The organism is Agrobacterium sp. CNPSo 2736 (genome assembly GCF_004005385.1).
In the GTDB taxonomy this organism is placed as follows: domain Bacteria; phylum Pseudomonadota; class Alphaproteobacteria; order Rhizobiales; family Rhizobiaceae; genus Agrobacterium; species Agrobacterium leguminum.
Genome location: NZ_RZTX01000021.1, coordinates 46,864 through 61,079 on the forward strand (window position 1 = coordinate 46,864; position 14,216 = coordinate 61,079).

Here is a 14,216-nt window from a genome sequence, read left to right on the forward strand (position 1 = left end):
CATGGTTCAGCCGCTCAACTATCTCAAGGAAACCGCCTCGCAGACGGCAGGCCCCTATGTGCACATCGGCTGCACGCCGAATTTCGTCGGCATCGAGGGCGTGTTCGAGAAGGATCTCGGCTCCGGTCCGCTTTATAACGACAAGGCCCGCGGCGAACGCATCAGCGTGCGCGGCACCGTCTATGATGGCGCCGGAATGGCGCTGAAGGACGCGCTGATCGAAATCTGGCAGGCCGATACCGACGGTTATTACAACAGCCCCAGCGAAACGCGGGGCAAGGCCGATCCGAATTTCATCGGCTGGGGTCGATCCCCAGGCGACATGGATACGGGTGAGTTCGTCTTCGAAACCATCAAGCCTGGTAAAGTGCCGTTCCGCGACGGCCGGCCGATGGCGCCGCATATCACCTTCTGGATCGTCGCCCGCGGCATCAATATCGGCCTGCAGACCCGCATGTATTTCCCGGAAGAACAGGAGGCCAATGCCGCCGACCCGGTTCTTGCCCGCATCGAACAGAAAAGCCGCATCGCCACGCTTGTCGCCAAAAAAGAGGAAGGCAACGTCTATCGTTTCGATATCCGCCTTCAGGGCGAAGGCGAAACCGTGTTTTTCGATATCTGACGCATATCGCGCAAAAGTGTGCAGCGGTTTTGCGACGACGATATGCGCAAAAGAAAGCGAGACGGAAGATGAGCCTTTCCCCCTTCGAGCATCCGTTTTTGTCAGGCCTCTTCGGCGACAGCGAGATCGTCGAGCTGTTTTCGGCAAGAGCGGATATCGACGCCATGGTCCGTTTCGAGACGGGGTTGGCGCAGGCGGAAGCACAGGCCGGCATCATCCCCGAGGATGCGGCGGAAACGATCGTTTCGCGGCTTTCGGACTTTGCCGCCGATATGACCGCGCTTCGCCATGGCGTCGCGAAGGACGGCGTCGTGGTTCCCGAACTCATCCGGCAGATGCGCGCGTCGGTCCCCGGTCAGGCGGCGGACAGGGTGCATTTCGGCGCCACCAGCCAGGATGTCATCGATACCAGCCTGATGCTGCGGCTGAAGGCTGCGGCGGAAATCATCTCCGCCCGGCTCGGCCGCCTTATCGATACGCTGGGAGACCTTGCCTCCCGCGACGGCCACAATCCGCTGACGGGCTATACCCGCATGCAGGCCGCCATCGGCATCACCGTCGCCGACCGGGCGGCGAGCTGGACTGCGCCGCTGGAACGCCACCTGCTGCGGCTCGAAAGTTTCACGCAGAGCGGCTTCGCCCTGCAATTTGGCGGCGCGGCCGGCACGCTGGAAAAGCTTGGCGACAATGCCGCAGCGGTGCGTGCCGATCTCGCAAAACGGCTCGGCCTTGCCGACAGGCCGCAATGGCAGAGCCAGCGCGACGGCATCGCCGAATTCGCCAATCTGCTCTCGCTGATCACCGGCGCGCTTGGCAAGTTCGGGCAGGATATCGCGCTGATGGCCGAGCTCGGTGCGGAAATCCGCCTCTCCGGCGGCGGCGGTTCCTCGGCCATGCCGCACAAACAGAACCCGGTCAATGCCGAAACGCTGGTGACGCTCGCACGCTTCAATGCCGTGCAGATATCCACCCTGCACCAGTCGCTCGTGCACGAACAGGAAAGGTCCGGCGCGGGCTGGATGCTGGAATGGCTGTCGCTGCCGCAAATGGTGACGGCAACGGGCGCCTCGCTGCTGATCGCCGAGCGATTGGCCGGGCAGATAGACAGGCTGGGCACAGGCGAAAACTAGCCGCAAGGCCGGTCGATTTCGTGTTCAGACAGGGTTTCCGGGCGCTGCCGAACGGCGGGCAGGAGGCAACATGACGACGCGTGGAAAGCGCTTGCGATTTTCCGCATTAGTCATTGATAAAAAAGACTTTATTCAGAAATCCAGAAAATGAAAAAACAGCGTGAAAGCTGCTTTTTAACCGGACATGCCGCTTGACACAAAAATGAACTAACTGGTACAAACATTAAGATTAACAGCCTGCGGCCGACAGGGGTTTTGAAGCCTGCAGCGGCAGTGAACGACAAATGGAGGGCTTTGGCGCCCCAAGGTTCCAAAGCGATGCGGACAAGGCGAAACGCCTGTCCGGACCCGAACGGGTTGGGAGGAAGAATGTCTTACAGTCTCGATTTTTCGGCGGTCATGGACCGCCTGCCCGAGCTGCTTTTAGCCTGTCTGGCGACGATCGGCCTGGCGATTGCCGGCATGTCGCTCGCCACCGTCATCGGCGTTCTGGGCGTCGTCGCCCGCCGCTCGCGGTTCAAGCTGCTGCGCGGCCTCGTCATCGGTTTTGTCGAAACAATCCGCAACACGCCGTTTCTGGTGCAGATATTCTTCATCTTCTTCGCCCTGCCGCAGATCGGCATCAAGCTCAACCCGACGGTAACGGCCATCATTGCGCTGGCTCTGAACGGTGGGGCCTATGCGATTGAAATCATTCGCGGCGGGGTCGATTCCAGTCCCAAGGGGCAGGTGGAGGCGGGGCTTGCGCTCGGCCTTCACCGCGCGCAGATTTTCCGGCACATCATCCTGAAGCCGGCGCTGCGGGCGGTCTATCCCTCGCTCACCAGCCAGTTCATCATGCTGACGCTGACCACCTCGGTCTGCACCTCGATCGCCGCTTACGAGCTGACCTCTGTGGCGCAGAAGATCGAGGCGGATACCTTCCGGTCCTTCGAGGTCTATTTCTCGATCACGCTGCTTTATCTGGTCATTTCCTCGCTGATGATGGGCATTTTCTCGCTCATCTCCCGCGCATCCTTCAGCTATCCGGTCAAGTGAGGAAAAGACAATGGCATCCATCGGTCCCAACGAACTCTTCTTCCTGCTGCAAGGCCTGAAATGGACGCTTGCGCTGACCATCATCGGCTTTATCGGCGGCGGCGTCTTCGGCCTTTGCGTGGCGCTTGCCCGCGTCGCGGACAGCCCGGCGATCCAGCGCGCCAGCACCGGTTACATTGCCGTCTTTCAGGGCACGCCACTCCTGATGCAGCTTTTCGTGGTCTATTACGGCGTGGCGCTTGCGGGCCTCAATGTCGATGCCTGGATTGCGGTCGCCATCGCTTTTACGCTGCATGCAAGCGCGTTCCTCGGCGAAATCTGGCGCGGCGGCATCCAGGCGGTGCCGAAAGGCCAGACGGAAGCCGCCAATGTGCTCGGCCTGCATTACATCTCGCGCATGAAGGACGTGGTTCTGCCGCAGGCCTTCAAGATTTCGCTGCCGGCCACCATCGGTTTCCTCGTGCAGCTCATCAAGGGCACCTCGCTTGCGGCCATTGTCGGCTTCGTCGAGCTGTCGCGCGCCGGCCAGATCGTCTCCAACCAGACGTTCCGCCCACTCACCGTCTTCGCCCTCGTCGGCGTCATCTATTTCCTGATCTGCTGGCCGCTTTCCCTGTGGGGCGCCGGTGTCGAAAAGCGGTTACAGGCCGCGTCCCGCTAATCAAAATCATCTCATCAGCTTTGTAAGGAGGAGCAAAAGATGAAAACCACCAGCATGAAATTCTCTCGTCGCGCCCTGCTCGCGCTCGCCGCGGCAACGGTTGCCCTGCCCTTCGTCGCACCGGTCGATGCTTTCGCCGGCACGGTGGAAGAGGCCAAGGCCAAGGGCAAGGTCGTCATCGGCATTCAGGGTGATAACTCGCCGTGGGGCTTCGTCAATTCCAGCGGTGTGCAGGATGGTCTCGACGCCGATATCGGCAAGGCCTTTGCCGATTATCTCGGCGTCAAGGTTGAATTCGTACCGCTCGCCGTGGCCAACCGCATCCCCGCTTTGCTGACCGGCAAGGTCGACCTGCTGTTCGCAACCATGGGCATGACGGCCGAACGCGCCAAGACCATTCAATATTCCAAGCCCTATGCCGGCAACGTGCTTTCCGTCTACGGCCCCAAGGACAAGAAGATCGCCGGCTATGACGATCTGACCGGCGTCGCTGTCGGCGTGCCGAAGTCGAGCGCCATGGACACCTCGATCACGGCAGGCGCCGGCTCCAAGGCCAATATCCTGCGATTCGACGACGACGCCGCCAATATTCAGGCGCTGATTTCCGGCCAGGTCGAGGTCGTCGGCGGCAACCAGTTCTACGGCGACCGCCTGAACAAGGCCGCCGAAGGCAAATACGAGCCGAAATTCGACCTGACGACGCTTTACAACGGCGCCGGCACCCGCCCGGGTGAAAAGGACTGGAACGAAACCGTCAACGCCTTCCTCGACAAGATCAAGTCGGATGGCCAGTTGGCCAAGATCTACGACAAGTGGATGAAGCGCGAAGTTCCGGCCTTCCCGGACAGCCTGCCCGACATCCCCTTCACCGTGAAGTAAGCAGGAGGTTTCCATGCCGCTATCCGCCGCCGCACAGGTTCCGCTTATCGCCCTCGAAGGGGTTGGAAAGTGGTATGGAGCCTTTCATGCGCTTAAAAATGTCAACATGACGGTTCGCAAGGGCGAGAAGATCGTTCTTTGCGGGCCGTCCGGTTCGGGCAAATCCACGCTCATCCGCTGCATCAACCATCTGGAGGAAATCCAGGAAGGCAAGATCACGGTCGAGGGAACGACGCTGTCGGATTCCAGCCGCGCCATCGATGCGGTTCGCCGCGAAGTGGGCATGGTGTTCCAGAGCTTCAATCTCTTCCCGCACAAGACCATCATGGAAAACTGCACGCTGGCGCCCATGCGGGTGAAGGGCGTGTCGAAAGCCGATGCGGAGGCGACGGCGCGCAAATATCTGGAGCGCGTGCGCATTCTCAACCAGGCAGACAAGTACCCGGCCCAGCTTTCCGGCGGCCAGCAGCAGCGCGCGGCCATCGCCCGGGCGCTGTGCATGGAGCCGAAGGCCATGCTGTTCGATGAGCCGACCTCGGCGCTCGACCCGGAAATGGTGAAGGAAGTGCTCGACACCATGATCGGCCTTGCCCGTGACGGCATGACGATGATCTGCGTGACCCATGAAATGGGCTTTGCACGGCAGGTGGCCGACCGGGTGATCTTCATGTCGGAAGGGGAGATCATCGAGGAAGGCCCGCCGGAAGAATTCTTCCGCGATCCCAAGCACCAGCGCACGCGCACGTTCCTCGGCGAAATTCTCGCCCACCACTGAGGTTCGCGCGCTCTTAAGGCGGGCGGGGATAATCCCGCCTCTCCCACACCGTCCGATGAGCGACACGTGATCATGACAGAGAAAACATCCTTCAAGGTCGGCCTGATTGGCGCCGATATACAGCTTTCCAAATCGCCGGCGCTGCACATGCGCGAAGGGGCGGCCCACGGGCTCGATTATTCCTACGAGCTGGTGGATGTCACCGCCCGCAAGCTGCCGCCGAGCGCCCTTCCCGACCTGCTGGACGAGCTGGAAGCGCGTGGTTTTGCCGGCACCAACATCACCCATCCCTTCAAGCAGGCCGTTATTCCGCATCTGCATGAACTGTCGGACGATGCCCGCATGCTGGGCGCGGTCAATACCGTCGTCTTCCGGGACGGACGCCGCATCGGTCATAATACCGATTGGTACGGCTTTTACGAAAGCTTCGTGCGCGGTCTGCCGGATGCACGGCGTGACCGGGCGCTTCTGGTCGGCGCGGGTGGCGCTGGCGTTGCGGTGGCCCATGCCGCATTAAAGCTCGGTATCGCCCGTCTCGACATTTTCGACCGGGATTTCCCAAGGGCGGAGCAACTGGCCCGGGAACTCAATGCCCGCTTCGGCGAGGGCTGCGCGCTTGCCGTCAAAGACCCCGCCACCTCCCTGCCCTTTGCCGATGGCCTGATCCATGCCACGCCAATGGGCATGCCGGCCCATCCCGGCATGCCGGTTCCGGCCGATCTCATCGAACAGCGGCACTGGGTGGCCGATATCGTCTATATGCCGCTTGTCACCGAGCTATTGGCGACGGCGGCGAAAAAGGGCTGTCGCACCCTGCCCGGCGGCGGCATGACGGTGTTTCAGGCCGTCGGCGCATTCCGCCTCTTTAGCGGCCGCGAGCCGGATGCCGGGCGCATGACGGCGCATTTCACCGAGCTTTGCATGGCGGAGGGGGTCGCATGAGCCTTTTCACTGTTCTGAACGGTCCCAACCTCAACCTGCTCGGCCAGCGCCAGCCGGAAATCTATGGTTATGAAACGCTGGCCGATATCGAGGCCAATTGCCGTGGGATCGCCGAAACCGCGGGCCACGATCTGTTTTTTGCCCAGAGCAACCGGGAATATGAGCTGATCGACTGGATTCACGAAGCCCGCGGCAAGTCTGCGGGCATTGTCATCAATCCCGGCGCCTTTACCCACACCTCGGTCGCGATCCTCGATGCGCTCAATGCCTTCGAGGGGCCGGTGATCGAGGTGCATATTTCCAACATTCACAAACGCGAGGTTTTCCGGCACCATTCCTATGTCTCGACCCGCGCCGAAGGCGTGATCGCCGGCCTCGGCATCGAAGGTTATGAGGTGGCGCTGCGCCACCTCATCGGCCGTCTTTCGCGCCCGTCGTGATATGGGCGGGCGTCAGCACATAACGCAGCACCATGTCGCTGACATGCCGCGACAATGTCTCCTGGCCCTTATCCGTATAAAGGCTGTCGCCGAAGATGAACGAGAAGGTGGCGACATTCGAGACGTTGAAAAAGGACAGCGCGCTGATCTGCCAGTGCAGTTCCAGCGCATCGATACCCTCCCGAAAGATGCCACCTTTCTGGCCGCGCAGCAGCACGCTCTCCAGCGCGTCGATCGCCGGGCGGTTCAACTGGCGGATCGTTTCGGAAGACTGCATGTGCCGGCCATGATGGATGTTCTCGATCATCACCATGCGGATGAAGGCCGGATTGCGCCTGTGGTGATCGAAGGTGAACCGACAGAGCTTGTCGAGCGCCGCCGCCGGCTCCAGATCGTCCAGCTCCAGATCGCTTTCGCCGCCGCGCACCTTGGCATAAGCCTCCTCCAGCACGCGCTGATAAAGGCTCTCCTTGTCGCTGAAATAATAATAGATCATGCGCTTGGAGGTTCGCGTGCGGGCCGCGATCTCGTCTATGCGCGCGCCCGACAGGCCGTTTTGCGAAAACTCCTCCATCGCGACCGAAAGAATGTCCCGGCGCACCCCTTCCGGGTCGCGCTTCGCCTGCCGGGTATCGCGGGCGTCGCTCAAGGTCGTGCTTTTGCTCATGCTTCATTCCCTGGACGGGGCTGCCATCCGGCGGCGTCCCCTTTATTAACCAATCAGTACATAAGGCTGAAAAGGAAGGCAATATGGCGAGCTATGACACAACAAGACACGGCATGCCAATGCGCACATCCATTGCAACCGTGTCGATCAGCGGCGAGTTCCCGGAAAAACTGGCGGCCATCGCCAAGGCGGGCTTTTCCGGCGTTGAGATTTTCGAAAACGATTTCCTGACCTACGACGCCTCACCGCGCGAGGTGAAGGCGCTGGCCGCCGATCACGGGCTGGATATCACCCTTTTCCAGCCGTTCCGCGATTTCGAGGGCATGCCTGAACCGCACCGCGCCCGCGCCTTCGAGAGAGCACAGCGCAAATTCGACATCATGGGCGAACTCGGCACCGACCTGATGCTGATCTGCTCGAATGTCTCGCCGGTCTCGCTCGGCGGCATCGACCGCGCCGCCGCCGATTTCCATCAACTCGGCGAGCTTGCGGCGAAACACGGCGTACGTGTCGGTTACGAGGCGCTGGCCTGGGGCCGCCATATCAGCGATCACCGCGATGCCTGGGAGGTGGTGCGCCGCGCCGATCACGCCAATGTCGGCATCATCCTCGATAGTTTCCACACGCTGTCGCGCAAGATCGATCCCAATTCGATCCGCTCCATTCCCGGCGACAAGATTTTCATCGTGCAGCTGGCCGATGCGCCGCTGATCGACATGGACCTGCTCTATTGGAGCCGCCATTTCCGCAACATGCCGGGTGAAGGCGATCTGCCGGTGGTGGATTTCATGCGCGCCGTGGCCGCAACCGGCTATAGCGGCCCGCTGTCGCTCGAAATCTTCAACGACCAGTTCCGCGGCGGCTCCGCCCGGCTGCTGGCCGAAGACGGCCACCGCTCGCTCATCAACCTCATGGACCAGGTGCGCCGTCTCGAACCCGACATCCGCATCGATGTGCCCGCCATGCCGGAACGGGTGGAGACGGAAGGCGTGGAATTCGTCGAATTCACCACCGCACCGGAAGAAAAACCCAATCTGGAAGCCCTTCTCACCACGCTCGGCTTTGAAAACACCGCCCGGCACCGCAACCGCGATGTCGATCTTTATACGCAGGGCGATATTCGCATCGTCATCAATACAAGCGATGGCGGCGACAGTTTCGCGGGAGCGTCCTATTCCATCCACGGCACCAATGCCTATGCCTTCGGGCTGAAGGTGGATAATGCTGGGGCGGCCCTTGCCCGAGCGGAAGCGCTCGGCGCGCCCACCTTCGCCGAACCGCGCAAGTCAGGCGAAGTCGCCGTTCCCGCCATTCAGGGCGTAGGCAACGGCGTCATCTATTTCCTCGACGGTTCACCGGAGCTTTCTTCCATCTGGGACAATGAATTCGTGCCGACGGAAGGCCAAACGCCGGAAGGCGATGCCGGCCTCAGGCGGATCGATCATCTTGCGCAAACAACGCATTACGATGAAATGCTGACCTGGCTTTTATTCTACACCTCGCTGTTTGCGACGCGGCGCACGCCGATGGTCGATGTGGTCGATCCGGGCGGGCTGGTGCGCAGCCAGGCGATTGAAAGCGTGCCCTCGCCGCATTTCCGCCTGACCATGAACGGTGCGGACAATCGCAAGACTTTCGCCGGCAAATTTCTGGCCGAGGGTTTCGGCACCAGCATCCAGCATATCGCGTTTGCCACCGACGATATCTTCGCCACTGCAAAAGCTTTGCAGGCGCGCGGTTTCCACGCCCTGCCGATCTCACGCAATTATTACGACGATCTGGAAGCCCGTTTCGGGCTGGAGCCGGAGTTTTCCGATGCGCTCAGGGCCGCGAGCATTCTCTATGACCGCGACGACAATGGTGAATATTTCCAGATCTACAGCCGCACCTTCGGCGAGGGTTTCTTCTTCGAAATCATCGAAAGGCGCGGAGCCTATGGCGGTTATGGCGCGATGAACGCGCCCTTCCGTATCGCCGCGCAACGACGGCTTGCGCCGCCGGTCGGCATGCCGAAGGAATAACAGCCTGCATGAAACCGGTGGCCTTGAGCTAGGAGGGTGCTCCTTTCAGCCTGCCGCCAACCTTCCCCTTCGTCATCCCTGTGCTTGCCACAGGGATCGAGCCGATGCGCGTCTGCGCGGCGGGAAGAATCTTTTCAGCCCACGGACTTGGGCTGACTGGATCTCTGTGACAAGCACAGAGATGAAGGAGGCGAGTGCAACGAACTTCTGCTCGCTGTTTAGTCCCATCCCGGACGAACCCGCGCCAAATTAAAATGCACATTGCGCATTTGTAGAGCAGTACACAAAAATTGTTCAACACTCTGGACATGATTGTTCGGTTTTGTTAGCTTTTTCGGCAAAACAAGGGTGGGGAATTAGAGTTACATGCGCATCGTCGAATCTGCGGCTGACGCAAATCATCCGGCCGGTACCGATGAGGTTGCCTGCGGCGCTTCGGTGACATCGAATGTGCCGTGTCGGCGGGCGACGGCCAACGCGCATTTTGCCGACAAAGCGGCCTGAAGACATGCAGTTCTTCGCGACATTCCCGTCCTTGCCCATGGCGTCGCCCAGCACGCGCCTGCCCGAGACATTTTCCCCTTCCTCATTTTCACATGGCCGCGCCAGCTTTGCCGCGCAGGCCACGCCGGAGACGCTGACATGACTGCCGCACCCGCAAACGCCCTCCTCTCGGTCGAAGGCCTGAGCGTCGAGTTCGGCAACAGCCGCGTCGTGGACGATATCTCCTTCAGCGTCGAGCCCGGCCGCACGGTCGCGGTCGTCGGCGAATCCGGATCGGGAAAATCGGTCACCTCGCTTTCCACCATGCGCCTTGCCGACATGATGGGCGCGACCTACCCCACCGGCAAAATCCTGTTTGAAGGCAAGGACTTGCTGAAGGCTTCGCAGAAAGAGATGCGCGCGATCCGCGGCAAGGAAATCGCCATGATCTTCCAGGAGCCGATGACCTCGCTCAACCCCGTCTTCACCATCGGCGACCAGATCTGCGAAGTGCTTGTGCTGCATGAAAAGATGGGCAAGCAGGCGGCGCTGGCGGAAGCACAAAAGCTGCTCGAAATGGTGCGCCTGCCCGATGCGGCCGAGCTTCTGAAACGGTATCCGCACCAGCTTTCCGGCGGCATGCGCCAGCGCGTGATGATCGCCATGGCGCTCGCCTGCCGGCCGAAGCTTTTGATCGCCGACGAGCCGACGACGGCGCTGGATGTGACCATTCAGGCGCAGATCCTCAACATCATGCGCGATCTGCAGAAGAAGCTCGGCATGGGCATGGTCTTCATCACCCACGATATGGGCGTGGTGGCGGAAATGGCCGATGACGTGGTCGTCATGTGGAAGGGCAAGAAGGTGGAGGAAGGTCCGGTCAAGGATATCTTCGCCAACCCACAGCACCCTTATACCCGCGCCCTGCTTTCCGCCGTTCCGCGCCTCGGCAGCATGGAAGGCGAAGAGTTTCCCAAGCGCCTGCCGCTCACCGTGTTGCAGGACGGCCAGCCGGTCGTGGTCGGCGAGGAGCGCGTGCAAAACACGGCGAAATACGACGCCAAGCCGCTTCTGTCGGTCAAGGACCTGTTCGTGCGCTTCGATATCCGCAAGAACCTGTTCGGCAAGGCGACGCACCGTTGCAGCGCCGTGCAGAAGGTGAGCTTCGATATTCACGCCGGCGAAACGCTGGCGCTCGTGGGCGAATCCGGGTCCGGCAAATCCACCATCGGCCGCACCATCCAGCAGCTGCAGACGGCCATATCAGGCGAAATTGCCTTCAATGGCCGCAGCTATTCGCAGATGTCGGCGGCGGAACGCTTCCGTATGCGCCAGGAAGTGCAATATATCTTCCAGGACCCCTTCGCCTCGCTCGATCCGCGCAAGACGGTCGGTTTTTCGATTGCCGAGCCGATCAACACCCACGGTTTGATCAACGATCAGAAGGCGGTACGCCTGCGGGTGGATGAATTGCTGGAGCGTGTGGGCCTCAGCTCCGAACATGCCGCGCGTTATCCGCACGAGTTTTCCGGCGGCCAGCGCCAGCGCGTCTGCATTGCCCGTGCGCTCGCTTCCGATCCGAAGCTTATCATCGCCGATGAGGCGCTCTCGGCGCTCGATGTCTCCATTCAGGCGCAGATCATCAATCTGTTCATGGATCTGCAGGCGGAGCGTGGCCTCGCTTATCTCTTCATCAGCCATGACATGGCTGTCGTGGAAAAGATGAGCCACCGCGTCGCCGTGCTTTATCTTGGCCAGATCATGGAAATGGGCAGCCGCCGGCAGGTGTTCGAAACGCCGACGCATGATTATACCCGCCGCCTGCTTTCCGCTGTGCCGGTTGCCGATCCGACAATTGAGCGCCACACCGCCATGATCGAGGGCGAAATCCCCAATCCCGTGCGCCGTGTCGGCGATGAGCCGGCCATTCTCGCCCATGAGGAAATCAATCCGGGCCACTTCATCGCGAAGAGCGCCTGAATAACAACCAGAACCACAACCATCTGAAGAGGAACAGGTAGATGACAATGATAAAGAAGGGGATGACGACAACGTTCGTCGCACTTGCCATGGCCGCCACGGCCTTCACCGCCGCACCGGCCCTTGCCGCCGGCAAGATGACCATTTCCAGCCCGCAGGACCCGGGCAGCTGGGATCCGATCGACACCTTCCTCGTACAGTGGGCGGCCGTCGCCACCAACATCTTCGATGGCCTCACCTATCGCGGTCCGGACCTGAAGGTTGTGCCCGGCCTTGCCGAATCCTGGGAAGAGCTGGATGAGGGCAAGCGCATCCGCTTCAAGCTGCGCCAGAACGTCAAGTTCCACAATGGCGAACCCTTCAACGCCGCCGCCGTCAAGTTCACCTTCGAGCGCCTTCTCGGCGAACAGGGTGCCAAGGGACCGCAGCGCTCCAACTATGTCGCCATCGAAAGCGTCGATGCTATCGACGATTACACCGTCGACATGAAGCTGAAGGCGCCGGATCCCGTGCTGCTGACCAAGCTTGCCGGTTATGGCGGCATGATCGTTCCGCCTGCCTACATCAAGGAAAAGGGCGAGGACAATTTCAACCTCAACCCAGTCGGCACCGGCGCATTCAAATTCGTTTCCTACGCGCCGAAGACCAATATCAAGCTGGAAGCCAACCCCGATTACTGGGGCGGTGCGCCAAAACTTTCCGAGCTTGAATATCGCTTCATCGCCGAGCCGGCGACCGCCGTTGCCGAATTGCAGGCCGGCCGCGTCGATCTCGTCATTCCCCCCACCATCCCGATCGGCATGATCCCGGTTATCGAAGGCGATTCCAAGCTTGAGATCGTCAGCGTTCCCGGCCCGACGGTCGACGCGCTGCGTTTCAACACCCGTGACGGCATTACCGCCGATCCGAAGGTGCGCAAGGCGATCATCATGGCCGTCGATCGCGGCACCATCGTCAAGTCGATCCTCGCCGGTCAGGCATCGGAAATCGCAAGCTTCCAGAGCGCGCTGTCCTTCGGTTACGACCCGGAACTGAAGCCGCTGCCTTACGATCCTGAGGGTGCGAAAAAGCTGCTCGCGGAAGCCGGCGTCAAGGCAGGCGCGGCGCTGCAGATCGATATCCGCGGCAATGACGCGACGATGAACGAGGTGGCGCAGGTTATTTCCAGCTACCTCTCCATGGTCGGCATCACCGCCACCATCAAGCCCTATGAAACCAACGTTCTGCTGAACGACATCATCCCGCAGGGCAAGACCGGCGCGATGTTCCAGCAGAAATGGGGCGGCTGGACCTTCGATTACGACAACACGGCCTATTCCATGTACCACTCGGGTGAGAAGTGGAACCCTTACGACAAGGACGAAAAGCTGGACAAGCTGCTTGAATCCCAGCGTCCGCTGACCGACCGTGCCGAGCGCGAAAAGATCCTCAAGGAAATCGGCAGCTATACCGCCGAACGCGCGCTGGAAATCCCGCTTTACAACACCAATGCGATTTACGGCATCAACAAGCGGGTCAAGGGTTTCGTCGCACCGCCGGATAACCGCCTGAAGCTGACCGACGTTACCGTCGAATAATCAGGCTGGTCTTCTGATCAACACACCTTGCCCGCCGCAATGCGGGCAAGGTCGGGTCTCTCTTCAAGGTAAAAAACGTGGCCGGTTTCCTCATCAAGCGATTGCTGCAGGCGATTTTTGTCGTCATCGCCATCACCCTTCTCGTTTCCTTCGCCATTCGCCTCACCGGCGATCCGGCTGTCACCATGTTTCAGGGCGGCGGCAGCATGACGGAAGACGATCTGGCGCGCATTCGCGCAGCACTCGGCACCGACCGGCCGTTCTTCGTGCAATATTTCAGCTTCCTGAAGGGCCTCGTGACACTCGATTTCGGCCGCAGCTTCACCGGCAGCACGCCGGTCTCGCGCCTCATCGCCGATGCCCTGCCCGCCACGCTTTTGCTCGCCTTCATCTCCATGGCGGTGTCGATCGCGCTTTCCATCCCGCTCGGCATCAAGGCGGCGACCTCGCGTGGCAAGACGGCCGATCAGGTGATCCGCATCTTCTCGCTCATCGGCCTGTCCTTCCCGAATTTCTGGCTGGCGACGATGCTGGTGCTGCTGTTCTCCATCACGCTCGGCTGGCTGCCGCCCAGCGGCATGGGCGGTTTTGCCAGCTACATCATGCCATCAGTGACGATGGGTGTGATCCTGACAGCCACCAATGTGCGCCTTGTGCGCACCGCCATGCTCGATACGCTGCGTTCACAATATGTCATGGTGGCGCGCGCCAAGGGCCTCAGCGAAAGCAAGGTTCTCTACAAACACGCGCTGCGCAACTGCGCCATTCCGCTCATCACCTATTTTGGCCTGCAATTTGGCGGGTTGCTCGGTGGCATCGTCGTCATCGAACGTGTCTTCAACTGGCCGGGCCTCGGCACGCTGGCTTTCGATGCGGTCGGCGCGCGTGATTATCCCGTGCTTCAGGCCGTCATCACCGTGCTGTCGCTGATGATCGTCGGCATCAACCTTCTGGTCGATATCGCCTACGGGCTTGTCGATCCGCGCATCCGCACGGAGTAA

Annotated in this window: 14 protein-coding genes; 13 read left to right on the forward strand and 1 reads right to left on the reverse strand. The window is 60.7% G+C overall.

Annotated elements, in window-relative coordinates; genetic code table 11:
* The first annotated feature begins 1 nt into the window (after position 1).
* From pcaG to aroQ, 8 genes are all read left to right on the forward strand, one after another.
* Positions 2-622: a protocatechuate 3,4-dioxygenase subunit alpha gene (gene pcaG / locus EM858_RS24400; protein WP_065655341.1), complete on the forward strand. Its 621-nt coding sequence runs from the start codon at positions 2-4 to the stop codon at positions 620-622.
* Positions 623-690: 68 nt separating this feature from the next.
* Complete coding sequence (locus EM858_RS24405) at positions 691-1,752, forward strand: 3-carboxy-cis,cis-muconate cycloisomerase (RefSeq protein ID WP_127758256.1); 1,062 nt, start codon at positions 691-693, stop codon at positions 1,750-1,752.
* 369 nt (positions 1,753-2,121) lie between these two features.
* A complete protein-coding gene (locus EM858_RS24410) occupies positions 2,122-2,790 on the forward strand; it encodes an amino acid ABC transporter permease (RefSeq protein ID WP_127758257.1) in 669 nt (222 codons plus the stop codon).
* 10 nt (positions 2,791-2,800) lie between these two features.
* Positions 2,801-3,451 (forward strand): amino acid ABC transporter permease, encoded by a 651-nt coding sequence (locus EM858_RS24415; protein WP_127758258.1) that lies wholly within the window; start codon positions 2,801-2,803, stop codon positions 3,449-3,451.
* A 39-nt stretch (positions 3,452-3,490) separates the two neighbouring features.
* Positions 3,491-4,330, forward strand: coding sequence for a transporter substrate-binding domain-containing protein (locus EM858_RS24420; protein WP_003519810.1), 840 nt, complete (start codon positions 3,491-3,493; stop codon positions 4,328-4,330).
* A gap of 13 nt (positions 4,331-4,343) precedes the next feature.
* Entirely contained in the window at positions 4,344-5,105 is a 762-nt protein-coding gene (locus tag EM858_RS24425) for an amino acid ABC transporter ATP-binding protein (protein WP_127758259.1), read from the forward strand.
* Between the two features lie 72 nt (positions 5,106-5,177).
* Positions 5,178-6,047 carry a shikimate dehydrogenase gene (locus tag EM858_RS24430; RefSeq protein ID WP_127758260.1) on the forward strand — a complete coding sequence of 290 codons (870 nt, stop codon included), beginning with the start codon at positions 5,178-5,180 and terminating at the stop codon, positions 6,045-6,047.
* The gene (gene aroQ / locus EM858_RS24435) at positions 6,044-6,487 is read left to right on the forward strand and encodes a type II 3-dehydroquinate dehydratase (protein ID WP_080819061.1); all 444 of its coding nucleotides are present in this window, start codon (positions 6,044-6,046) and stop codon (positions 6,485-6,487) included. The genes EM858_RS24430 and aroQ overlap by 4 nt, the downstream gene beginning before the upstream one ends.
* Here aroQ and EM858_RS24440 read toward each other — a convergent pair.
* Positions 6,459-7,154 carry a TetR/AcrR family transcriptional regulator gene (locus tag EM858_RS24440; protein WP_127758261.1) on the reverse strand — a complete coding sequence of 232 codons (696 nt, stop codon included), beginning with the start codon at positions 7,152-7,154 and terminating at the stop codon, positions 6,459-6,461. The two genes, aroQ and EM858_RS24440, sit on opposite strands and share 29 nt — an antisense overlap.
* 119 nt (positions 7,155-7,273) lie before the next feature.
* Here EM858_RS24440 and EM858_RS24445 point away from each other — a divergent pair, with 119 nt between their 5' ends.
* The 5 genes from EM858_RS24445 to EM858_RS24460 all read left to right on the forward strand — a co-directional run bounded on the left by EM858_RS24445 (position 7,274) and on the right by EM858_RS24460 (position 14,216).
* On the forward strand, positions 7,274-9,175 hold the full coding sequence (locus EM858_RS24445) for a bifunctional sugar phosphate isomerase/epimerase/4-hydroxyphenylpyruvate dioxygenase family protein (RefSeq protein ID WP_127758274.1): 1,902 nt from the start codon (positions 7,274-7,276) through the stop codon (positions 9,173-9,175).
* A 366-nt stretch (positions 9,176-9,541) separates the two neighbouring features.
* Positions 9,542-9,679: a hypothetical protein gene (locus tag EM858_RS27235; RefSeq protein WP_164865556.1), complete on the forward strand. Its 138-nt coding sequence runs from the start codon at positions 9,542-9,544 to the stop codon at positions 9,677-9,679.
* A 138-nt stretch (positions 9,680-9,817) separates the two neighbouring features.
* The gene (locus tag EM858_RS24450) at positions 9,818-11,638 is read left to right on the forward strand and encodes an ABC transporter ATP-binding protein (protein ID WP_127758262.1); all 1,821 of its coding nucleotides are present in this window, start codon (positions 9,818-9,820) and stop codon (positions 11,636-11,638) included.
* A gap of 41 nt (positions 11,639-11,679) precedes the next feature.
* Positions 11,680-13,215 (forward strand): ABC transporter substrate-binding protein, encoded by a 1,536-nt coding sequence (locus EM858_RS24455; RefSeq protein WP_080819064.1) that lies wholly within the window; start codon positions 11,680-11,682, stop codon positions 13,213-13,215.
* Between the two features lie 77 nt (positions 13,216-13,292).
* Complete coding sequence (locus tag EM858_RS24460; protein ID WP_006316568.1) at positions 13,293-14,216, forward strand: ABC transporter permease; 924 nt, start codon at positions 13,293-13,295, stop codon at positions 14,214-14,216.

Coding starts and splice junctions, on each gene's coding strand:
- aroQ (WP_080819061.1), top strand. CDS start 6,044: ATGAGCCTTTTCACTGTTCTGAACGGTCCCAACCTCAACCTGCTCGGC.
- EM858_RS24430 (WP_127758260.1), top strand. CDS start 5,178: ATGACAGAGAAAACATCCTTCAAGGTCGGCCTGATTGGCGCCGATATA.
- EM858_RS24445 (WP_127758274.1), top strand. CDS start 7,274: ATGCGCACATCCATTGCAACCGTGTCGATCAGCGGCGAGTTCCCGGAA.
- EM858_RS24440 (WP_127758261.1), bottom strand. CDS start 7,154: ATGAGCAAAAGCACGACCTTGAGCGACGCCCGCGATACCCGGCAGGCG.
- EM858_RS24415 (WP_127758258.1), top strand. CDS start 2,801: ATGGCATCCATCGGTCCCAACGAACTCTTCTTCCTGCTGCAAGGCCTG.
- EM858_RS24425 (WP_127758259.1), top strand. CDS start 4,344: ATGCCGCTATCCGCCGCCGCACAGGTTCCGCTTATCGCCCTCGAAGGG.
- EM858_RS24450 (WP_127758262.1), top strand. CDS start 9,818: ATGACTGCCGCACCCGCAAACGCCCTCCTCTCGGTCGAAGGCCTGAGC.
- EM858_RS24420 (WP_003519810.1), top strand. CDS start 3,491: ATGAAAACCACCAGCATGAAATTCTCTCGTCGCGCCCTGCTCGCGCTC.
- EM858_RS24410 (WP_127758257.1), top strand. CDS start 2,122: ATGTCTTACAGTCTCGATTTTTCGGCGGTCATGGACCGCCTGCCCGAG.
- EM858_RS24405 (WP_127758256.1), top strand. CDS start 691: ATGAGCCTTTCCCCCTTCGAGCATCCGTTTTTGTCAGGCCTCTTCGGC.
- EM858_RS27235 (WP_164865556.1), top strand. CDS start 9,542: ATGCGCATCGTCGAATCTGCGGCTGACGCAAATCATCCGGCCGGTACC.
- EM858_RS24455 (WP_080819064.1), top strand. CDS start 11,680: ATGACAATGATAAAGAAGGGGATGACGACAACGTTCGTCGCACTTGCC.
- pcaG (WP_065655341.1), top strand. CDS start 2: ATGGTTCAGCCGCTCAACTATCTCAAGGAAACCGCCTCGCAGACGGCA.